19 protein-coding genes are annotated in these 20,933 nt (G+C 74.2%); 8 read left to right on the top strand and 11 right to left on the bottom strand.

The features are described from left to right. Positions 1-48: 48 nt before the first annotated feature. From KKR89_RS12305 to KKR89_RS12285, 5 genes are all read right to left on the bottom strand, one after another. Positions 49-393 (bottom strand): hypothetical protein, encoded by a 345-nt coding sequence (locus KKR89_RS12305; protein ID WP_208195594.1) that lies wholly within the window; start codon positions 391-393, stop codon positions 49-51. Positions 394-594: 201 nt separating this feature from the next. Continuing rightward, the gene (locus KKR89_RS12300) at positions 595-1,320 is read right to left on the bottom strand and encodes a spermidine synthase family protein (RefSeq protein ID WP_208195593.1); all 726 of its coding nucleotides are present in this window, start codon (positions 1,318-1,320) and stop codon (positions 595-597) included. A 100-nt stretch (positions 1,321-1,420) separates the two neighbouring features. Next, positions 1,421-3,100 carry a ribonuclease J gene (locus KKR89_RS12295; protein WP_208195592.1) on the bottom strand — a complete coding sequence of 560 codons (1,680 nt, stop codon included), beginning with the start codon at positions 3,098-3,100 and terminating at the stop codon, positions 1,421-1,423. An 80-nt stretch (positions 3,101-3,180) separates the two neighbouring features. Further along, the gene (locus KKR89_RS12290; protein ID WP_208195591.1) at positions 3,181-4,758 is read right to left on the bottom strand and encodes a peptide chain release factor 3; all 1,578 of its coding nucleotides are present in this window, start codon (positions 4,756-4,758) and stop codon (positions 3,181-3,183) included. Next, the gene (locus KKR89_RS12285; RefSeq protein WP_208195590.1) at positions 4,755-5,171 is read right to left on the bottom strand and encodes a MerR family transcriptional regulator; all 417 of its coding nucleotides are present in this window, start codon (positions 5,169-5,171) and stop codon (positions 4,755-4,757) included. Before KKR89_RS12285 ends, KKR89_RS12290 begins: the two co-directional genes overlap by 4 nt. A gap of 101 nt (positions 5,172-5,272) precedes the next feature. Between KKR89_RS12285 and KKR89_RS12280 the strand changes: the two genes are divergently transcribed. The 4 genes from KKR89_RS12280 (at position 5,273) to KKR89_RS12265 (ending at position 9,659) form a co-directional block, all read left to right on the top strand. Continuing rightward, entirely contained in the window at positions 5,273-5,959 is a 687-nt protein-coding gene (locus tag KKR89_RS12280) for a TetR/AcrR family transcriptional regulator (protein WP_208195589.1), read from the top strand. 42 nt (positions 5,960-6,001) lie between these two features. Further along, positions 6,002-6,943 carry an ABC transporter ATP-binding protein gene (locus tag KKR89_RS12275; RefSeq protein WP_208195588.1) on the top strand — a complete coding sequence of 314 codons (942 nt, stop codon included), beginning with the start codon at positions 6,002-6,004 and terminating at the stop codon, positions 6,941-6,943. Next, positions 6,940-8,604, top strand: coding sequence for an ABC transporter permease (locus tag KKR89_RS12270; protein WP_208195587.1), 1,665 nt, complete (start codon positions 6,940-6,942; stop codon positions 8,602-8,604). Before KKR89_RS12275 ends, KKR89_RS12270 begins: the two co-directional genes overlap by 4 nt. A gap of 86 nt (positions 8,605-8,690) precedes the next feature. Continuing rightward, the gene (locus tag KKR89_RS12265) at positions 8,691-9,659 is read left to right on the top strand and encodes a DUF808 domain-containing protein (RefSeq protein ID WP_208195586.1); all 969 of its coding nucleotides are present in this window, start codon (positions 8,691-8,693) and stop codon (positions 9,657-9,659) included. Between the two features lie 21 nt (positions 9,660-9,680). On the opposite strand, the gene KKR89_RS12260 is transcribed toward KKR89_RS12265, so the two are convergent. Both KKR89_RS12260 and KKR89_RS12255 read right to left on the bottom strand, forming a co-directional pair. Further along, entirely contained in the window at positions 9,681-10,496 is an 816-nt protein-coding gene (locus KKR89_RS12260) for an FAD-binding oxidoreductase (RefSeq protein ID WP_251140882.1), read from the bottom strand. After that, a complete protein-coding gene (locus KKR89_RS12255) occupies positions 10,493-11,125 on the bottom strand; it encodes a sulfite oxidase-like oxidoreductase (protein WP_251140881.1) in 633 nt (210 codons plus the stop codon). The genes KKR89_RS12260 and KKR89_RS12255 overlap by 4 nt, the downstream gene beginning before the upstream one ends. A gap of 121 nt (positions 11,126-11,246) precedes the next feature. Here KKR89_RS12255 and KKR89_RS12250 point away from each other — a divergent pair, with 121 nt between their 5' ends. Further along, entirely contained in the window at positions 11,247-11,456 is a 210-nt protein-coding gene (locus KKR89_RS12250) for a hypothetical protein (protein ID WP_208195584.1), read from the top strand. 7 nt (positions 11,457-11,463) lie between these two features. Here KKR89_RS12250 and KKR89_RS12245 read toward each other — a convergent pair whose 3' ends face one another. Then, the gene (locus KKR89_RS12245; RefSeq protein ID WP_208195583.1) at positions 11,464-12,357 is read right to left on the bottom strand and encodes an NAD(+)/NADH kinase; all 894 of its coding nucleotides are present in this window, start codon (positions 12,355-12,357) and stop codon (positions 11,464-11,466) included. 1 nt (position 12,358) lies between these two features. Further along, on the bottom strand, positions 12,359-13,363 hold the full coding sequence (locus KKR89_RS12240) for an SPFH domain-containing protein (RefSeq protein WP_208195582.1): 1,005 nt from the start codon (positions 13,361-13,363) through the stop codon (positions 12,359-12,361). Between the two features lie 103 nt (positions 13,364-13,466). Here KKR89_RS12240 and KKR89_RS12235 point away from each other — a divergent pair, with 103 nt between their 5' ends. Next, on the top strand, positions 13,467-14,168 hold the full coding sequence (locus KKR89_RS12235; protein WP_251140880.1) for an NUDIX hydrolase: 702 nt from the start codon (positions 13,467-13,469) through the stop codon (positions 14,166-14,168). A gap of 66 nt (positions 14,169-14,234) precedes the next feature. On the opposite strand, the gene KKR89_RS12230 is transcribed toward KKR89_RS12235, so the two are convergent. Together KKR89_RS12230 and KKR89_RS12225 are read right to left on the bottom strand one after the other, a co-directional pair. Beyond that, positions 14,235-17,657, bottom strand: a complete 3,423-nt coding sequence (locus KKR89_RS12230; RefSeq protein WP_208195580.1) for a bifunctional proline dehydrogenase/L-glutamate gamma-semialdehyde dehydrogenase — start codon at positions 17,655-17,657, stop codon at positions 14,235-14,237. 9 nt (positions 17,658-17,666) lie between these two features. Further along, entirely contained in the window at positions 17,667-18,062 is a 396-nt protein-coding gene (locus KKR89_RS12225) for a Fur family transcriptional regulator (RefSeq protein WP_243882242.1), read from the bottom strand. 236 nt (positions 18,063-18,298) lie between these two features. Here KKR89_RS12225 and KKR89_RS12220 point away from each other — a divergent pair, with 236 nt between their 5' ends. Both KKR89_RS12220 and KKR89_RS18485 read left to right on the top strand, forming a co-directional pair. Next, positions 18,299-20,665: a carbon starvation CstA family protein gene (locus tag KKR89_RS12220; RefSeq protein ID WP_208195578.1), complete on the top strand. Its 2,367-nt coding sequence runs from the start codon at positions 18,299-18,301 to the stop codon at positions 20,663-20,665. After that, complete coding sequence (locus tag KKR89_RS18485) at positions 20,589-20,933, top strand: YbdD/YjiX family protein (RefSeq protein ID WP_307802208.1); 345 nt, start codon at positions 20,589-20,591, stop codon at positions 20,931-20,933. Before KKR89_RS12220 ends, KKR89_RS18485 begins: the two co-directional genes overlap by 77 nt.

Raw genomic sequence — 20,933 nt, 5'->3', positions numbered from 1 at the left:
GCCCCCTGTGGGTGTGATCCGAGCGCCGCGGCTGCCCGGCGCCGTTGCTCAGTGCAGGGGTCGGATGTCGAGGCGTGCGATCCGCCCCTCCTGCGGCACGAACCGCAGCTCGAAGCGGAACGGCCCGCGCACGCCGCCGTGGAAGGTCCCGTCCCCGTCGGCCACCAGGACCGGGACGGCGCCGCCCGTGTACTCGACCGGCTCGAAGGTGATGTGCGAGCCCACGACGTCGTCCGCGATCCACGTCGCGATCGCGCCCGCGTCGGTGAACTCGATGCCGTTGTCGGTCACGACGGCGCCCGGTGCGAAGAGCGCCTCGAGTCCGCGGGCGTCGGAGCCGTTGGTCGCCGCCAGGAAGGCGGCGACGGTCGGGTCGGTCACGGTGCTCGTCATGGGGGCCTCCGGTGGGTCGACGGGGTGCGCGGCCACGGTGCCGCAACCGGCGCTGCCGCGCCAGGGGAGCGGCAGCTGCTGTCGCGAGGACGTGACGTGAGAGGGTCCGGGGTTCACGGCGGGCGCCCACCACGACGTCGCCCCGGTCGGCTGAGTCGTGGTGGGCTGAGTCGTGACCGACGCCGGGTGCGGAGGCGAGGGCTAGGGCTGCGGCACCGACGCGACGTACACGGTGCTGGTGGCCTCCCCGGTCCGGGTGGCGTCGGGGAACGTGACGACCTGGGCACGGGCGTCGGGCATGGCGCGCCGGAGCCGTGCGAGGTACTCGTCGTCGGGCGCGTCGTCGGACCAGAGCGCGAAGACGCCGCCCGGGCGCAGCCGCGCGACGACGCGCCCGATGCCCTCGTCGGTGTAGAACGGCGCGTGCCGCTCGTGGAGGAGGTGCCGCGGCGAGTGGTCGATGTCGACGGCGACGACGTCGAAGAGCGCTGCGGCGTCGGGGTCGTCGGCGTCGTCCGTGCCGAGCACGAGACCGAAGAAGTCGCGGTGCACGAGCCGGCAGCGCGGGTCGCCGGTGAGGCGCGGCCCGAGCGGGACGAGCCCGTCACGGTGCCACCCGATCACGGGGGCGAGCGCGTCGACCACCACGAGCTCGCGCACCCGCTCGTCGTCGAGGACGGCAGCCGCGGTGTAGCCCAGGCCGAGACCCCCGACGACGACGTCGAGCGGGCGGTCGGGGGCGTGGGCGAGCGCGGCGTGGGCGAGCTCGGTCTCCGACGTCGTGAACATGCTGGACATCAGGAAGTCGTCGTCGAGCTTGACCTCGAAGACGTCCTCGTCGGTCCGCGGGTCGATACGGCGCCGCAGGCTGACCGCGCCGATCGGTGTCTCCTGGTGGTCGAGCTCCTCGAACCGGCGGCGTCGCATGGTGCCCACTCTGCCCCATGCCGGGCCGCCGCCGGACCCGCACAGCCCAGGCACGCGGACGGGCTCCCCGACGAGGTCGGGGAGCCCGTCCGCGCACGCGTCAGGACTCGACGGTCACCGCGACGACCACGGGCTGCGGGCCACCGCGCCGCCGCAGGACGCGCTCCGCCGCACGGCGCACCAGGGCGTCGAGGGCGTCGGCGTCGGCGTAGGTGCTCGCGGGTGCCTGGGCGAGCGCCGTGCGGATCGCCTTGTCCACGGACGCCTGCGCGTCCGCGGCGTGCGCGACACCGGTCGAGAGCAGCTCGACCGGCTCGGCCAGGGTGGCGGCGTCGGAGTCGACGACCGCCACGACCGTCACGACGCCGCCGTCGCGCAGCTCGCGGCGCTGCGCGAGCAGCTTCTCGTCGGTGCGCCCGACCACGCCGTCCTCGACGAAGACCTCGGCCGCGGGGACCCGGCCGACGACCTTCGCGCGCCCGTCGACGAGGTCGATGACGTCGCCGTCGCGCACCACCAGGACGTTCTCGGGTGCCATGCCGGTGCGCAGCGCGAGGTCCGCGTTCGCGCGCAGGTGCTTGGACTCGCCGTGGATCGGCATGACGATGCGCGGGCGCAGCACGTTGTACAGGTAGACCAGCTCGCCGGCGCTGGCGTGCCCGGAGACGTGCACCCGGGCGTTGCCCTTGTGCACGACGCGCGCGCCGCGGTCCGTCAGCCGGTTGATCACGTGGTAGATCGCGGTCTCGTTGCCCGGGATCAGCGACGACGCGAGCAGCACCGTGTCGCCCTCGCCCACCTCGATCTGGTGCTCACCGCGCGCCATGCGGGACAGCGCCGCGAGCGGCTCGCCCTGGGAGCCCGTGCACACGTAGGCGACCTTGTGGTCGGGCATGCGCTCGAGCTCCTTGGGGTCCACGACGACGCCGTCGGGGATCGTCAGGTAGCCCAGGTCCTGCGCGATCTTCATGTTGCGCACCATCGAGCGTCCGACGAACCCGACCTTGCGGCCGTGCGCGACGGCGGCGTCCACGACCTGCTGGATGCGGTGCACGTGGCTGGCGAAGCTGGAGACGACCACGCGGCGCTTCGTCGAGGCGAACACCTCGCCGATCGCGGGCGTCAGGTCACGCTCGGAGATCGTGAACCCGGGGACCTCGGCGTTGGTGGAGTCGACGAGGAACATGTCGATGCCCTCGTCGGACAGCCGGGCCAGGTGGCGGACGTCGGTCAGGCGCCCGTCGAGGGGGAACTGGTCCATCTTGAAGTCGCCCGTGTTCACGAGCATGCCGGCCTGCGTGCGCACCGCGACGGCCAGGCCGTCGGGGATCGAGTGGTTGACCGCCACGAACTCGAGGTCGAAGGCACCGATCGTGAGGCGGTCGCCGGCGGCGACCTCGACGGTCGCCGGGGTGATCCGGTGCTCGGTGAGCTTGGCGGTGAGGAACGCGAGCGTGAGCCGCGACCCGATGACGGGGATGTCCCGGCGCTCGCGCAGCAGGTACGGCACGCCGCCGATGTGGTCCTCGTGCCCGTGCGTGAGCACGACGGCGTCGATGTCCTGCCACCGGTCGGCGAGGGAGGCGAAGTCGGGGAGGATCACGTCGACCCCGGGGTGGTCCTCCTCCGGGAACAGCACGCCGCAGTCGATGACGAGCAGGCGTCCGGCGTGCTCCAGGACGGTCATGTTCCGTCCGATCTCGCCCAGGCCGCCCAGCGGCGTGACGCGCAGGCCGCGCGGCGGCAGGGCGGGCAGCCGGTTCTGAGGTGTTCGGTTCATGTTTCTCCTCTACACAGCGGTGGCCGACACGGCCACGGGAAGGTCGGGTGCGCAGCGGTGCGCGGAACGGGTCCTGACGGTCAGGCGGCGCCCACGAGCAGCTCGGGCAGGGTGAGCGTCGGGCGGTCACGCCGCAGTGCCTGCAGCACCCAGCGGTCGCGCATGAGCGCGAGCCGGGTGCCGTCGGTGCGGGTGACGACCTCGACGCCCCGGGCGCCGGCGAGGGCGGTGACGTCCTCGTCGGTGGCGAGGCGGGCGAGGCCGTACGACAAGGGCTGGGTACGGACGGGTGCACCGAACTCGTGCTCCATGCGGAACGTGACGACCTCGAACTGCAGGGGTCCGACGGCGCCGAGGATCGGCTCGCCGTCGCCCCGGTCGGGCGAGATCAGCAGCTGGACGACGCCCTCGTGGGCGAGCTGGGCGATCCCCTTGCGGAACTGCTTGGAGCGCCCGGGGTCGGCAGCGCGCGCGGTGACGAAGTGCTCAGGGGGGAACGCGGGCATCGCCGGGTACCTCGTCGGCGGTCCCTCCGGGTCGTACAGGGTGTCGCCGACCGCCAGCGCGGTGGCGTTGACGAGTCCCACGACGTCGCCGGGGTACGCCGTCTCGACGATCTCGCGGTCGCGTCCGAAGACGGTGGCCGCGTGCTTGGTGGCGAAGGAGCGTCCGGTCTGCGCGTGCACGACCGGCATGCCGCGCTCGAAGACCCCGGACACGACGCGGACGAACGCGACCTGGTCGCGGTGCTGGCGGTCCATGCCGGCCTGCACCTTGAACACCACCGCGCTGAACGGCTCGTCGACGGCGCGCTCGCCGCCGTCGGCGGTCGCGCGGGGGCCGGGCGCGGGTGCGAACCGCAGGACGGCGTCGAGGAGCTCGCGCACGCCGATGTTCGTCAGCGCCACGCCGAACAGCAGGGGCGTCGTCCGTCCGGCGAGGAAGGACGCGACGTCGGGGGCGGGCAGCAGGCCCACCTGGTCGATCGCGTCGGTCACGTCGTCACCGAGGGCGTCGACCGCCTCGTCGGGCGCGAGGTGCTGCTCCTGCGCGAGGGTGGCACCACCGGGGGCACGGTGGTACGTCGTCACGGACCCCGTGCGGGGGTCGAGCAGCCCGCGGAGGTCGCCCGACTCCCCGACGGGCCAGGTGACGGGCGCCGCGACCAGGCCGATCCGCTGCTCGAGCTCGTCGCAGAGCTCCAGGGCGTCCTTGCCGGGCCGGTCCCACTTGTTGACGAAGGTCAGCACCGGGACGCCGCGCGTGCGGCAGACCTCGAACAGCTTGAGGGTCTGGGGCTCCAGGCCCTTCGCCGCGTCCAGCAGCATGACGGCGCAGTCGACCGCGGTGAGGACCCGGTACGTGTCCTCGGAGAAGTCGGCGTGCCCGGGCGTGTCGAGCAGGTTGATCACCGTGTCGCCGTAGCGCAGCTGCAGGGCAGCCGACGAGATCGAGATCCCGCGCTTCTGCTCGATCTCCTGCCAGTCGGACACGACCCCGCCGCGGCCGGCCTTGCCGTGCACCGCACCTGCGCGCGTGATGGCGCGCGAGTGCAGCGCGAGCGCCTCGGTGAGGGTGGACTTGCCCGCGTCGGGGTGGGAGATGACGGCGATGCTGCGACGAGGCGCAGGTCCGACGTCCTGAGGATCGGTGGTCACTGCTTCGGTTCCGTCCCGACCTCGTGGCGTGCGTGCTCGGTGCGCAGCTCGTCCGCGAACGCCTGGGCGTTCTCGAGCTGCTGCCGCAGGCTCGCGCAGCGCTCGTCGACGGCGATGCGGAACGTGTCCAACCGGTCGACCAGCGTGCTGCGCTCCGGGGCGGGCGTCGCGGTGTCGGCGAGCGCGTCGATCGTCTCGAGCAGCTCGCGCATCTCGTCGAGGGAGAAGTCCAGCGGCTTCATCCGGCGGACGAGCTGCAGGCGGGTGATGTCGGCCTCGGAGTACAGCCGGAAGCCACCCTGGGAGCGTGCCGACGGGACGACCAGCCCGACCTCCTCGTAGTAGCGGATGGTGCGCAGCGACAACCGCGTGCGTTCGGCCACCTCGCCGATCTGCTTGTGGGCGGCGCTCACGCAGTGCCCTCGGTCGACCTCATGAGGCCAAATCTACCGCAACGGAAGAGTGGTCGACGCACCCCTTGCGGCACGGTGAACGACCGTTTAATCTACTGAACATGAGTTCAACGCCTCGGGACGACCTCGCGCCGAACCCCGACCTCACGACGCGCGCGCGCATCCGGGACGCCGCGGTCGCCCGGTACGCGCGGGAGGGCTTCGGTGTGGGGCTGCGGGCGGTCGCCGAGGACGCCGGCGTGAGTGCGGCGCTGATCCTCCACCACTTCGGCTCCAAGGACGGGCTGCGCGCCGCGTGCGATGCGCACGTGCTGCGTCTCGTCCGGGAGGGCAAGGAGCGGGCACTCGTGACCGGCGGGGCGCAGGACCTGCTCCTGCAGCTGGCGTCGATGGACGAGTACGCACCGCTGGTCGGGTACGCGCTGCGCACCATGCAGGCCGGGGGAGCGCCCGCGCGGGAGTTCGTCGAGCACTTCGTGGCCGACGCCGAGGTCTACATCGCCGAGGCGGTCGCCGCCGGCTCCATGCGCCCCAGCCGCGACGAGAAGGCACGCGCCCGCTACCTCACCGTGCAGGGCCTCGGAGCGCTGCTCCTGGACATGACGCTGCACCCGCCGGACGACCCCACCGACGTCCTGGGGGTCCTCCACCGGTACCGCGACCGGATGATGCTGCCCGCGATGGAGCTGTTCACCCACGGCCTCATGACCGACGACCGCGTCCTCGACGCGTACCTGCGCTACGTCGACGACGCCCCCGAAGGACAGGGGCCCGCCGACCTCGCCTGACCGTCACAGACCCCCGCCGATCACTCCCGAGAGGGTGGAGCCATGGCAACCGACCGCACCACGTCCCCCGTCATCGAGGTGCGGGGACTCACCAAGTCGTTCGGCGCCGTGCGGGCGCTGGACGAGCTCGACCTGGAGGTCGCACCCGGTGAGGTCCACGGGTTCCTCGGGCCCAACGGCGCCGGGAAGTCCACGACGATCCGCGTCCTGCTCGGCCTGCTGCGCGCCGACGCCGGGACGGTCCGGCTGCTGGGCGGCGACCCCTGGTCCGACGCGGTGGCGCTGCACCGGCGTCTCGCGTACGTCCCGGGCGACGTCAACCTGTGGCCCAGGCTCACGGGTGGCGAGGTCATCGACCTCCTCGCGAGCCTGCGCGGCCCGGTCGACCGCGCCCGCAGGGCCGAGCTGCTCGAGCGCTTCGACCTGGACCCCGGCAGGCGGGCGCGGACGTACTCGAAGGGCAACCGGCAGAAGGTCGCGCTGGTCGCGGCGCTGGCGTGCGACGTCGAGCTGCTGGTCCTCGACGAGCCGACGTCGGGCCTGGACCCGCTCATGGAGCTCGTGTTCCAGCAGTGCGTCCGCGAGGCCGTCGCCCGCGGCACGACCGTGCTGCTGTCGAGCCACGTCCTCGCCGAGGTCGAGAAGCTCTGCGACCGCGTCACGATCGTCCGCGCCGGTCGGACCGTGCAGAGCGGCACCCTGCACGACCTGCGCCACCTCACGCGCAGCACGGTGCGGGTCACGACACCCTCGAGCCCGGCGGTGCTCGCCGGGCTCGACGGCGTCCACGACGTCGCGTCGGACGGCGGGCGGGTGACGTTCACGGTCGACGACGCGGCGCTGTCGCGGGTCATGGCGGTGCTCGCCGCGGCCGGGATCAGCGACCTCGTGGTCAGCCCTCCCACGCTCGAGGAGCTGTTCGTCCACCACTACGGGACACCGGCGGCCCTCGCCGCGACGAGCGCCGCGGGCGGTGCGCGATGACGACGGCCACCCCGGCGCGCGCGGACCGCGTGCCCGGGGAGCGGGCGACGGGCGCCACCGGGTCGAGCCCTGCGTGGGCGGGGACCGCGCGGCTCGTGCGTCTCGCGCTGCGGCGCGACCGCCTGCGGATCGTGGTGTGGGCGCTCGCCGTCGGTGGGCTCGTCGGGTACCTCGCGGCCGCCATGCCGGTGGCGTACCCGGACGCCGCTGCGCTGCAGGCGCAGGCCGAGATCATGAAGCAGCCGTCGGGCGCGTTCCTGTCCGGGCCGGGGTACGGCCTGGACGACTACACGTTCGGGGCCATGCTCGCCAACGAGCTCCTCGGGATGATCGCGGTCGCGGTGGCCGTGATGTCGATCCTCACGGTGGTCCGTCACACCCGCGCCGACGAGGAGGCCGGGCGTGCGGAGCTCCTGCGCGCCGGTGCCGTGGGACGCGACGCCCCGCTGGCGGCGGCCCTCGTGGTCCTCGTCGTCGCGAACGCGGTCGTCGCGCTCGTGCTGCTCGGCGCACAGCTCGCGGCCGGTCTCGCACTGCCCGACTCCCTGGCCGTCGCGGTCGGCTGCGCCGTGGTGGGCCTCGTGTTCGGGGCCGCGGCCGGGGTGGCCGCGCAGCTGAGCGAGCACGCACGGACCGCGTCGGGGGCCGCCGGTGGCCTGCTCGGGCTCGCCTACGTGCTGCGCGGCGTGGGTGACGCGACCGAACGCGGCGGCAGCGCGCTGTCGTGGGTGTCACCCGTCGGGTGGGCGCAGCAGACCCGGGCGTTCGTCGACCTGCGGTGGTGGCCGCTGCTGCCCGGGGTCGCGCTGGCGGTGGTCCTGGTCCTCGTGGGGTTCACGCTCGCGGCGCGGCGCGACGTCGGCGCCGGGCTCCTGCCGGCGCGGCGGGGCCGCCCGGACGCGCGGCGCGGGCTGCTGAGCCCGGCCGGGCTGACGCTGCGCCTCGAGCGGGCCTCGATCGCCGGGTGGGCCGTCGGGCTGCTGGTCTTCGCCGTCCTGACCGGGTCGATGGGACAGGGCATCGTCGACGCCTTCGAGTCGCAGCCCGAGCTCGCCGCCATCATCGGCGGGGCGAGCAGCGGCGACGTCCTGGGGTCGACGCTGTCGGCGTTCCTCGGGTTCTTCGCGATGGCGGTCGCGGTCGAGGGCGTCGTCTGCGTCAACCGCCTCACCCGGGAGGAGACCGAGGGGCGGACGGGCGTCGTCCTGTCGGGAGCCGTGAGTCGCCCCGCCTGGCTGTGGGGGCGGCTCCTGGTGACGGTCGCCGGCGCCACCGCGCTGCTGCTCGCCTCGGGGCTCGGTCTGGGACTGGGGGCGGCGAGCGCGACGGGGGACGCCGGTCTGGTCGCCGAGCTGACGGTCGCGAGCCTCGTCCACCTGCCGGTCGTCCTGTGCTTCGTCGGCCTCGCGGCCGTCGCGCACGGCCTGCGGACGGGAGCGTGGTGGGTCTGGCTGCTGCTCGTGGCCTCGATCCTCGTCGGCCTGTACGGACCGCTGTTCGGTCTGCCCGACGCGGTCGTCGACGCCGCGCCCTTCGCGCTGGCGCCGCAGGCACCGCACGAGGCGGTCACGGCGCTGCCGCTCGTCGCGACGACCGCGGTGGCCGGGGCACTCGCCGCCGTGGCGACGGCGGCGTTGCGGCGGCGGGACCTGACGGCCTGACCGTCGGGCGCGGGCCGGGCGCATGGCCCTACCCTGTCCCTGCGCGGTCCGGCCCGGCCCGCGCTCAGCACGGACGAAGGTGGCTCATGGCAGGCGGTCTCGCTGCGCTCCTGGACGACATCGCGACGCTCGCGAAGCTCGCTGCGGCGTCGATCGACGACGTCGGCGCGGCGGCGGGACGCGCGAGCGCGAAGGCCGCGGGCGTCGTCATCGACGACACCGCGGTGACGCCGCGCTACGTGGCTGGCGCAGCGGCGAACCGCGAGCTGCCGATGATCTGGAAGATCGCACGCGGCTCGCTGCGCAACAAGCTGCTGTTCATCCTCCCGGCGATCCTCCTGCTCAGCCAGTTCCTGCCGTGGCTGCTCACGCCGATCCTCATGGTCGGCGGCACGTACCTCGCGTTCGAAGGTGCCGAGAAGCTGTGGGAGGCCGTCAGCGGCAAGCACCACGACAAGCCCGCGCTCCCCGCGCCCGAGCAGGGCCCCGAGGCCGAGACGCGCATGGTGTCCAGCGCGATCCGCACCGACTTCATCCTGTCGGCCGAGATCATGGTGATCGCGCTCAACGAGGTCGCCGACGAGGAGCTGCTGTCGCGCGCGATCATCCTCGTGGTCGTCGCGCTGGCGATCACGGCCGTCGTGTACGGGATCGTCGCGCTCATCGTGAAGATGGACGACGTCGGCGTGCGGCTCGCCGCGACCCGCCACGGGTTCGTCGCCGGCTTCGGGCGTGGTCTGGTGAACGCCATGCCGAAGGTGCTGGCGGTCCTGTCGACCGTGGGCATCGCGGCGATGCTGTGGGTCGGCGGGCACATCCTGCTCGTCGGCGTCGACGAGCTCGGGTGGCACGGCCTGTACGACGTCGTGCACCACCTCGAGGAGGCCGTGCACGGGGTCGCCGGGGTCGGCGGGTTCCTCGCCTGGTTCGTCAACACGCTGGCCTCGGCGCTCATCGGCGTGGTCGTCGGCGCGGTGGTCGTGCTGGTCGTGCACCAGGTGCACAAGCGCCGGCACCCGCACACCGAGGGCGACGCGGCACCCGCGGCCCACTGACGACGCGGGTCGTCCGGGCGCTCAGTCCGTCGAGGGCCCGAACCTCTCGGCGCGGATCGCGCGTGCGTCGTGCCCGAGCACGAGCAGCATCCGCGTCATCGCCTCGACGAACCCGGTCGGTCCGCACACGTAGCAGACCGGCTCGAGCGCGGCCGGCCAGCCGTGGTGCGCGAGGTCCCGCAGCCCGATGCGGGCGGGCGGGCGGGGGGCGTCCGGGGGAGCCGCGCGCGTGAACCACACGTCGGCGTCGACGCCGTCGAGACGCCCGCGCGTGAGCTCGTCGAGGAACAGCGCGTCGGTCGGCATGCGCACCGAGTACAGGACGCGGAACGGGGTGCGGTCGCCCGCGGCACGACGCGCGCGCACCATGGCGACCAGCGGCGTGACCCCCGACCCGCCGGCGAGCAGCAGGACCGGCGCGCCGTGCGCGGTGCCGGGCTCCCAGACGAACCAGCCGCCCACGGGTCCACGCACCTCGATCCCGGCGCCCACCGGCAGGTCGTCGACGAGGTACGTCGACACCTCGCCGCCCACGACGCGCTGGACGGTCACGTGCACGTGGCCCGGGTGCGCGGGGTCGGTGGGGGCGCTGACCGAGTAGGCGCGCGACGCGGTGTAGCCGTCCTCCGCGGTCAGCCGCAGGTCGACGTGCTGCCCGGCGCGGTGGCCGGGCCAGCCGGGGACGTCGAGGACGAGCGTGCGGGCGCTCGGGGTCTCGTGCCACGCGTCGACGACGCGCGCCACGCGCCACCCCGCGGTGGTGGCGAAGCGCTCGCCCAGGCGGGCGGCGCGCGGCGCGACGTCGGGCGCCTCGTCGGCGGTCGCGGCAGCCGTCACGGGTCGCCCTGGTAGCGCTGCTCGCGCCACGGGTCGCCGTAGTCGTGGTAGCCGTTGCGCTCCCAGAACCCCTGCTGCTCGGCGTCGAGCAGCGTGATCGACCGGACCCACTTGGCGGACTTCCACAGGTACAGGTGCGGCACGAGGAGCCGTGCGGGGCCGCCGTGCAGCGGGTCGAGCGGGCGGCCGTCGTAGGTGTGGGCGACCCACGCCTTGCCGCCCAGCAGGTCCGCGACGGGCAGGTTGGTGGTGTACCCGCCGTAGCACCCGACGAGCGCGTACTGCGCGGCGGACGGGACGTCGGCCAGCAGCACGTCGAGGCTGACGCCGCGCCACCGGGTCCCGAACTTCGACCAGCGGGTCACGCAGTGCAGGTCGACGACCGCGTCCTCCTGGGGCAGGGCCATGAGGTCGGCCCACGTCCACCGGAAGGTCGTGCGGTCCTCGGTGCTGACCTCCAGCTGCCAGGTCGCGCTGTCGACGTTCGGGGTCGGGCCGGCGGACAGGACGGGGAAGTCGTGGACCTCGTACTGCCCGGGCGGCAGCGCGACGCCCGACGTGCGGGGCCGGCCGCGGAAGCCCGGGGTCAGGGCCGGCGGGTCGGCGCTCGGTGCGTCGCTCGGCGTCACGCGCCCATGAAACACCCGCGGCGCCTCGCGGGGACAGCCCCTGACCGGTCGGCGGGCGGGCCGCCACAGGACCAGGAGGGCGAGGTAGCGTGGCAGCGGTCGGAGCATCGGAGGAGCGGACGTGACGAAGCAGCCCCGCGAACGGCTGGACGCGACCGCCTGGCTCGCGCGCCACCTGCTGGGCCCGGCGCAGGTCAGCGACCCGCGCCGCACCGGACGTGACACCACCGAGGCCGAGCAGGAGCGCGAGGGAGCGCTGCACGACGGCTTCGAGCGCGTGCGCGACGCCTCCGGCCGCGTGTACCTCGTCGCCAAGGGCGACGACGCCTGACGCGTCCTCACGGCGCGACCAGGCGCAGCCGCCGCTCGGCGACGTCCAGCGTGACGGTCTGCCCCCACGTCGCGGTGAGCCGGTCGGCCTCGAGCCCGTCGCCGAACAGCACGAGCGCGTCGGACTCGACGACGAGCGTGAGCCGCTGGTCGTGCGTCAGCAGCCCCGCGGTCCGGGAGGCGCCGGTGGTCGGGGACGGCCACGCCTCGCGGACGAACCAGGCCAGCGCGTCGTCGGCCGGTCCGGGCAGCGGCGGTGCGCCCGCGCGACCACGTGCGAGCGACGTCGCCCAGCCGGTCGACCCCGTCCCCGTCGTCACGACGACGCCCGACGACGACTGCCGTTCGCTGCCGTCGGGCGACGTCAGCACGTACCGGGCCGACTGGTGCCCCACGTGCCCGACGTACACGTCGTTGAGCGCGTCGAGCGACGTGCCGTCGTCGAGGACCGCCCGCACCAGGGCGCGCCCCTCGACGACCGCCGCGCCGCGCACGACGTCCGCCAGGGCGCCGGCCACCTGGGCGGACCGGTGCCGCACGAGCACGCCGGCGTTGCGCCCGGGCTCGGGGTCGACCCCGACGACGAGCTGGTCGCGCAGGTACTTGGCGGTGTTCGCGACCAGCCCGTCGGGGCCGACGACGAGGCACACGTCACCGGGGTCGAACGCGAAGCGGTGCAGGTCGCCACGCTCGACGTCGCCGCGCCGCCAGTCCGTCGGCACGGCGGCACGGACCTCGCGCAGCGCGTCGTCGAGGGCGTCGTGGCGCGCCTGCACGTCGGCGAGGTCCCGGCCCCGGGTGCGCAGGAAGAACTCGACCTGACCGCGGGTGCCGTGCCGGTCGACGAGCTCCTCGAGCTCCGAGCGCCGGTGCACGACGACCGCGCGGGGTGCCAGTGCCACGTCACTCGCCCCGGCCCGCGGTGAGCGCGGCGAGCGCACCGGTCAGCAGGTCGGGCGTGACCGTGACCTGGCCGATCGCCGGCAGGTGCGACGCGAGCTCGCGCAGCGCGACCGCGAGCAGCACGCCCTGGTCGACATCGGCCAGCGCGGCCATGCGGGCGCGCTCGGCGGCGCCGTCCGCCTCGCCCTGCAACCGGGTGGCCTCGGCGTCCGCCGTGGCCTGCAGGTGGCGGCGCTCGGCCGTGGCGCGGGCCGCGATGAGGGCCGCGGCTGCGGCCTCGTCGGCCCGGACACGGGCGTTGGTGCCCTCCTGCGCGACGAGCTGCTGCTCGCGTCCCGCGAGCTCGATGCGGTTGTTCAGCTCGTTCTCGGCGATCGCCCGCTCGCGCTCGACGGCCAGGGCGCGCCGCTCGAACGTCGACCGGTCGGCCTCGGCCTGGGCGCCCTCGCGCGCCGGGGTCTGCAGCGCCCGCTCGAGGTCGGCGTCGGCGCGGACCGACCCGACGCGCGCCCCGAGGACCCGCAGCCCGGTGGCGGCGACGCGCTCGTCGGCGAGCAGCGCGGCGGTGACCTGGTGGCGCAGCGGGCCGGTGCCCGACGACACGGCCTCGCGCAGCGTGCTGCCCGCGAGCGCGTCCATGACGTGCCCGGCGGCGAGCTCGCCGAGCAGCTGCCCCACCTGCTGCAACGGGTCGGCGGTCCAGCGCCCGGTGCCGGCGTCGATGCTGAAGTCGAGGCGCTGCGCGACGACCTCGGGGTTCTCGAAGCGGTAGCTGACCGTCACCTGCGCGGTGACGTCCTGCAGGTCGGCGGTGCGGGCGTGGGCGACGAGCGGCAGCTCGCGGTCGTCGACGGGCACCTCCGAGAGCACGGCCGTCAGCGGGCGGAACCAGAAGGCGAGGCCGATGCCCGAGCGGCGCAGCTGCCCGTCCGTCATCTGCATGACGTGGGCCGTGGGGGTCGAGCGCAGGTGCCGGACGAGGGGGTAGCGGGTGATGGTGGCCATGTCGGTGCCTCCGTGGTGGGCTCGGAGCCCTGAGTGATTTGATGTCATGGCGACGATAAATGGCTGCTGGTTTGATGTCAACCTGACGAGATATGGTGGTCGTGTGACGCTCCCCGGGTACGACCCCGCCGACTTCCCGCCGTTCGCGGTGACCGTGGACCTCGTCGTCCTCACGCTGCGCGGCGGAGAGCTGCACGTGCTGCTCGTCGAGCGCGGCGCCGAGCCGTGGCGCGGGCACTGGGCGCTGCCCGGCGGGTTCGTGCGGCCCGACGAGGGCCTCGACGCCGCGGCCGAGCGCGAGCTCGCCGAGGAGACCGGCGTGCACGACGTCCCCGGGCACCTCGAGCAGCTCGCGTCGTACGGCGACCCCGGGCGCGACCCGCGCATGCGCGTCGTCTCCGTCGCGTACCTCGCGCTCGCCCCCGACCTGCCCGAACCGCGGGCCGGGACGGACGCCGCGCAGGCCGCCTGGGTCCCCGTGGTGCGGGCGCAGCGCGAGGCCCTCGCGTTCGACCACGCGCGCATCCTGGCCGACGGGCTCGAGCGCGCCCGCGCCAAGCTCGAGTACAGCTCGCTGGCCACCGCGTTCTGCGGGCCGGAGTTCACGATCGGCGACCTGCGGCGCGTCTACGAGGCGGTGTGGGGTGCGACCCTCGACCCCCGCAACTTCCACCGCAAGCTCACCGGCGTGCCCGGTCTGCTGGTCGACACGGGCCGCACGCGCACCGAGGGCCGGGGCCGCCCCGCGACCGTCTACCGGCGGGGCGACGTCACGACGCTGCACCCGCCCCTCACGCGGGACTGAACGGCGCCGCGCCGGCGCTCAGCCGCCTTGCCCTTCAGCCGCCCTGCACCTCAGCCACCCTGCACCTCAGCCACCCAGCGGCAGCGCATCGTCCGTGAGGTGGTGCGGCGTGCCGAACCGGTGGGCCGTGACGCTCACCGCCTGCTCTCGCACGAACGGCAGCAGCTCGACGCGGCCCGCCTCGGTCACGGGGTGGTCCCAGATCACGACGTCGGGGCGGCCCTCCGTCGCTGCCGCGAGGTCGGCGGCCGTCCCCCCGACGAGGCGCACGCGGCCACCGGGTCGCCCGCCGACGCGAGCCGCCCAGACCGCGTCGTCCTCGACCTGCAGCGGCCCGACGGCCGAGACCGCCGCCGTCAGCCGCGGCGGCAGCGCTGCGGGCACCGACACGACGACGCGCGACCCGGCGAGCGCCGCACCGGCGACGACGCGGACCAGGTCGGCCAGCGGGGCGCCGACGGCCTGTCGCACCAGCACCGGCTCGCTCACCGGCACGTGGCGCAGCACGTTGCGCTCGCAGGCCAGCGCACTGACGTCGCGCGCCGCGAACAGGTCGCGCCAGGCGGCGGCGTCGCTGCGGGCGCCGCGCTCGACGCGCTCGGCGTCGGCGGTGGGCAGCTCGGTGCGCGCGGCCTCGACCAGCGCGAGCACGCGCGGGTGCGTCACGGCCGTGCCGGTGGTGGCGCGTTCGGACGTCCACGAGCCGAGCCCCGCCAGGTAGCTGGGCCCGCCCGCCTTGGTGCCCGGTCCGACAGCCGACCGCTTCCACCCGCCGAACGGCTGGCGGCGCACGATCGCGCCGGTCGTGCCGCGGTTGACGTAGAGGTTGCCCGCCTCGACGCGGTCGAGCCACAGCGCCACCTCGTCGGCGTCGAGGCTGTGCAGGCCGGAGGTCAGGCCGTAGTCCACGTCGTTCACGAGGTCGATCGCGTCGTCGAGCGTCGCGGCGGTCATGACGCCCAGCACGGGCCCGAAGTACTCGGTCCGGTGCGTACGCGACCCGCGGCGCACCCCCGTCACGACCCCCGGCGTCCACAGCCGGCCCGCGTCGTCGAGCCGGCGGGGCGCCAGCGCCCACACCTGGCCCGGCTCGAGCTCGGTCAGGCCCGTCAGCAGCTTGCCCGTCGCGGGCTCGATGAGCGGCCCCACCTGCGTGCGGGCGTCCTGCGGCAGCCCGACGGTCAGCGACGACACCGCGTCGAGCAGCTGCGACCGGAACCGGCGCGACGTCGCCACCGACCCGACGAGCACCACCAGGGACGCGGCCGAGCACTTCTGCCCCGCGTGCCCGAACGCGGACGCGACGACGTCACGCACGGCCAGGTCGAGGTCCGCGCTCGGCGTCACGACGATCGCGTTCTTGCCGCTCGTCTCCGCCAGCAGCGGCAGGTCCGGGCGGAACGAGCGGAACAGCTCGGCCGTCTCGTACGCACCGGTGAGGATGACCCGGTCCACGGCGGGGTGGGCGACCAGCGCGCGGCCGAGCGTCGCCTCCTCGACCTGCACCAGGCGCAGGACGTCGCGCGGCACACCCGCCTCCCACAGCGCCTCGGCCAGCACCGCACCGCACCGCTCGGCGGGCCCGGCCGGCTTGAGGACGACCGCCGACCCCGCGGCCAGCGCCGCGAGCGTCGAGCCCGCGGGGATCGCGACCGGGAAGTTCCACGGCGGCGTGACGAGCGTGAGCGCGGCGGGCACGAACCGTGCACCGTCGACGTGCTCGAGCCCGCGTGCGAGCTCGGCGTACCAGTGCGCGAAGTCGACGGCCTCGGAGACCTCCGGATCGCCCTGGTCGACGGTCTTGCCCGCCTCGGACGCCATGACCTCCAGCAGGTCGCCGCGGTGCGCCTCGAGGGCGTCGGCGGCACGGTCGAGGACCGCAGCACGCTCGGACGCCGGGCGCCGGCCCCACTCCCGGCCGGCGCGGCGCGCGTCGCGGACGAGCGCGTCCAGGTCGCCCGCGTCGTGCACGCGCGCGGCCTCGATCGCGGGGGAGCCGAGGCGTGACGCGGGCACCCGCGCCAGCACGTCGCGCACCCACGCGCGGTGCTCGGGCACCGCCGGGTCGGTGTCGGGGGTGTTCGTGAACGCACCGGGCGCCGACGGGGGCACGGCCGCGTGCCGGTCGGGGACGCGGTGCCGGTCCGGGACGGGCCGGTCGACGTCCGCGAGGGACGCGAGGAACCGGTCGCGCTCGCGCGCGAACAGGGCGTCGTCGTCGGCGAGGTCGAACACCGCGGACATGAAGTTGTCGTCCGACGCGCCCTCCTCCAGCCGGCGCACCAGGTAGGCGATCGCGACGTCGAACTCCTGCGGCGCGACCACCGGCGTGTACAGCAGCAGGCTGCCGACGTCGCGGCGCACCGCGTCGGCCTGGCCGGGCGCCATGCCGAGCAGCATCTCGAGCTCGACCCCGTCGCGGACGCCGCGCTCGCCGGCCAGCAGCCAGGCGTGCGCGACGTCGAACAGGTTGTGACCCGCCACGCCGAGGCGGACGTTCGCGATGCGGTCGGGGTGCAGCGCCCAGTCGAGGACGCGCTTGTAGTGCGCGTCCGTCTCGCGCTTGGTGCCCCACGTCGCCAGGGGCCGGCCGTGCAGCTCGGCCTCGACGCGCTCCATCGGCAGGTTGGCGCCCTTGACGAGCCGCACCTTGATGCGCGCGCCGCCTGCCGCGCGTCGTTGTGCCGCCCACGTCTGGAGCCGCTGCATCGCGGGCAGCGCGTCGGGCAGGTAGGCCTGCAGCACGATCCCCGCCTCGAGCCCGACGAGCGAGGGGCGGTCCAGCAGCCGCGTGAAGACCTCCACCGTGAGGTCGAGGTCCCTGTACTCCTCCATGTCGAGGTTGACGAACTTCGGTGTCGTGGCCGCGGCCGCCTGCTCGAACAACGGGGCCAGACGCTCGACGACGTCGGTGACGGCCTCCTCGAACGCCCACGGCGCGTGCGGTGCGACGACGGACGACACCTTGACCGACACGTAGTCGACGTCGTCGCGCGCGAGGAGGCGCCGCGTGCCGGCGAGCCGCCGCGCGGCCTCGCGACCACCCAGGACGGCCTCGCCGAGCAGGTTGACGTTCAGGCGCGTGCCGTCGCGGCGCAGGCGGGCGATCGTGGCGCCGAGCCGCCGGTCGGTCGCGTCGACCACGAGGTGCCCGACCAGGTGCCGCAGGACGCGGCGCGCGACGGGCACGACGACGCCGGGGAGCGTCGGCGCGAGCACGCCGCCGACGCGCAGGGCGACCCGCAGCGGTGGGGGCAGGAACGCGGGCGGACGTGAGGCGAGCTCGCGCAGGCGCCGCGCGGCGACCGCGTGGTCCTCGGGCCGCACGACGCCGTCGACGAACCCGACGGCGAACGCCAGGCCGTCCGGCTCGCGCAGCAGCGCGGCGAGCTGCCGGGCGGCCGGGTCCACGGGTGCGTCGGCGGCCTGCGTGAGCCACCGGCGGACGAGCGCCACGACCGCGTCCGCGTGCGTCGCGGTGTCGGTCATGGCTCCTCCTCAGGCGCGGGCGCAGTCCCGGCAGGTGCCGAGGAAGTCGATCGAGTGCTCGACATCCGTGAAGTCGTGGCTCGAGGCGAGCGACTCGACGAGCTGCTCGAGCTCCGGTGCCGCGACGTCCACCGTACGACCGCACGTGCGGCACACGAGGTGGTGGTGGTGCTCGGCCCGCGGCTCGCAGCGCAGGTACGTGTGCTCGCCCGTGGGCTGCAGGAAGACCTCGAGGTGCCCCTGCTCGGCCATCGCGTTGAGCGTCCGGTAGACCGTGGCGAGCCCAATCTCCTGACCGCGCTGCTGCAGCATCTGGTGGATCTGCTGCGCGCTGCGGAACTCGTCCACGTCCTCGAGCAGCTCCGCGATCGCGACGCGCTGGCGCGTCACCCGCTGGCCGATCATGCGCACCTCCCGAACGTCCGACCCGATGTCGTTCTCAATGGGACACCGTAGATGAGAATTCCTGTCCACGGGTCGGCGGCGTGCGTCCCGCCCGGGCGGAGCGCGTCCGGCAGCGCACTGTCACGACACGCCGGGACCCGGTCACCCGCCGGAGTGACCGCGAACGGGCCATGATCGGGGGACGGGGCCGTCGGGGGGACCGACGCGGGTTGCCCCGCGGCATCGACGGAGCTGACATGACGACGACGCGTGACGCGCAGCTGCCCGAGTACACGCCCGAGGAGCAGGCCGAGATCCTGCGCGACGACCGCGGGGTCCCCGTGGGCGTCGTCGAGAAGCCGCGGTGGACGCCGGCCAAGGTCGCGCTGTGGGTCGCGATCTCGCTGGTCGGCGCACTGGGCTGGACGATGCTGGCGATCGTCCGCGGGGAGCGGGTCAACACCATCTGGTTCGTCGTCACCGCGGTGGCGACGTACGCGATCGCGTACCGCTTCTACGCGCTGTACATCCAGCGGCGCATCATGCGTCCCGACGACACCCGTGCGACCCCGGCCGAGCGCGTGAACAACGGCCGCGACTTCGACCCGACCGACCGGCGGGTGCTCTACGGGCACCACTTCGCGGCGATCGCCGGCGCCGGTCCGCTCGTCGGGCCGGTCCTCGCCGCGCAGATGGGGTACCTGCCCGGGACGCTGTGGATCATCCTCGGCGTGGTCGTCGCGGGCGGCGTGCAGGACATGCTCGTGCTGTTCTACTCGATGCGCCGCGGTGGGCGGTCCCTGGGGCAGATGGCCCGCGACGAGATCGGGCGGTTCGGGGGCACCGTCGCCATCGTCGTGGTGTTCGTCATGCTGATGATCGTGCTGGCCGTGCTCGCGCTGGTCTGCGTCAACGCGCTCGCCGAGTCCCCGTGGGGCGTCTTCTCCGTCGGCTGCACCATCCCCATCGCCCTGCTCATGGGCCTGTACCTGCGATTCGTGCGGCCCGGGCGGGTCACCGAGGTGTCGGTCATCGGGTTCCTCGCGCTGATCGCGGCCATCGTCGGCGGGCGGTGGGTCGCCGAGTCGTCCTGGGGGGAGTTCTTCCTGCTCTCGCCGACGACGCTCGTCGTGTGCATGGTCGTCTACGGGTTCCTGGCCGCCGTGCTGCCCGTCTGGCTGCTGCTGACGCCCCGGGACTACCTGTCGACGTTCATGAAGGTCGGCACGATCGTCGTGCTCGCCGTCGGCATCGTCGTCGTGCGGCCGATCGCGCAGATGCCGGACTTCACCGAGTTCGCCTTCAACACCGAGGGTCCGGTGTTCGCCGGTGCGCTGTTCCCGTTCCTGTTCATCACCATCGCGTGCGGCGCCCTGTCCGGCATGCACGCCATGGTGGCGTCGGGCACGACTCCCAAGATGATCCAGAAGGAGTCGCAGGTCCGGATGATCGGGTACGGCGGCATGCTCATGGAGTCGTTCGTCGCGATCATGGCGCTGGCCGCGGCGGTGTCGCTCAACCAGGGCGTGTACTTCTCGATGAACATGTCGCCCGCAGCGATCGAGGCGACCGCCGGGGAGCAGTTCTCACCCGAGGCGACACCCGAGGAGAACGCGGCCGCGGCCATCGCGAACCTGCGCGTCTCGGACCCCGCCGGCAACCAGCCGGAGATCGCGTGGGACACCGTCGTCGACGGCGAGGACGTCACGCTCACCGGCGCCGCCGCGCTCGAGGCCGTCGCGAGCGACGTCGGCGAGCCGTCGGTCGTCTCCCGCACGGGCGGTGCGCCGACGCTCGCCGTCGGCATCGCCAACGTCATGCACGACGTCGTGGGTGGCAAGGGGATGATGTCGTTCTGGTACCACTTCGCGATCATGTTCGAGGCGCTGTTCATCCTGTCCGCCGTCGACGCCGTGACGCGCGTGGCCCGCTTCCAGCTCGGTGACGCCATCGGCAACGCGGTGCCGCGGTTCCGGGACCCGAGCTGGCGGCTCGGGTCGTGGCTCACGACGGGCGTCGTCGTCGCCGCCTGGGGCTCGCTGCTGCTCATGGGCGTGACCGACCCCAACGGCGGCATCCGCACGCTGTTCCCGCTGTTCGGCATCGCGAACCAGCTCATCGCCGCGTGCGCCCTGACCGTCGTCACCGTGATGGTCGTCAAGAAGGGCTACGTGAGGTGGGCGTGGATCCCGCTGCTGCCCCTCGCGTTCGACACCGCGACCACCTTCGCCGCCTCGTACCAGAAGATCTTCTCCAGCGACCTGGCCGTCGGGTACTGGGCGCTGCACCAGGCCACGAAGGACAAGGTCGCCGCCGGGGGGCTCGACGCGAAGGCGCTCGCCGACGCGAAGGCCACCGTCCGCAACACCGCGATCCAGGGGACGCTGTCCATCGCGTTCGTCGTCCTGGTCGCGCTGCTCATGGTCACCGCGCTGATGGCGGTCGTGACGGCGCTGCGGGCCGGGGCCGCTCGGGGCGAGGACGTCGGGACGAGCGAGGACCCGCTCGCGCCGTCCCACTTCTACGCACCGTCGGGGCTGGGGGCCGATGCCCTGGAGCGCAAGGTACAGGCGGAGTACGCGGTGGTGGGCGACCCGCGCCTGCTGGCGGGCGGGAGGCACTGACATGAGCGGTCAGGTGGCGACGGCGGGACGCGAGCGGATCGCTCTCTCACGCGCATCGGGGGTGTGCCGGATTGCTCTCTCGCGGGTCGGGAGGGTGGGGCGGGGGGTGCGGTGGTACGTGCGGGAGCTGACGGGGGAGGCGGCGTACGACCGGTACGTCGCCGCGCACGCCCGCACCCACCCGGACCACGCACCCCTCACCCGGGCGCAGTGGTGGCGCGCCCGCGACGACGCCCGCGAGTCGATGGCCCACGAACGCTGCTGCTGA

The sequence above is a fragment of the Cellulomonas dongxiuzhuiae genome (genome assembly GCF_018623035.1).
GTDB classification, from domain to species: domain Bacteria; phylum Actinomycetota; class Actinomycetes; order Actinomycetales; family Cellulomonadaceae; genus Cellulomonas; species Cellulomonas dongxiuzhuiae.
This window is presented reverse-complemented; position numbering and strand designations above follow the sequence as displayed.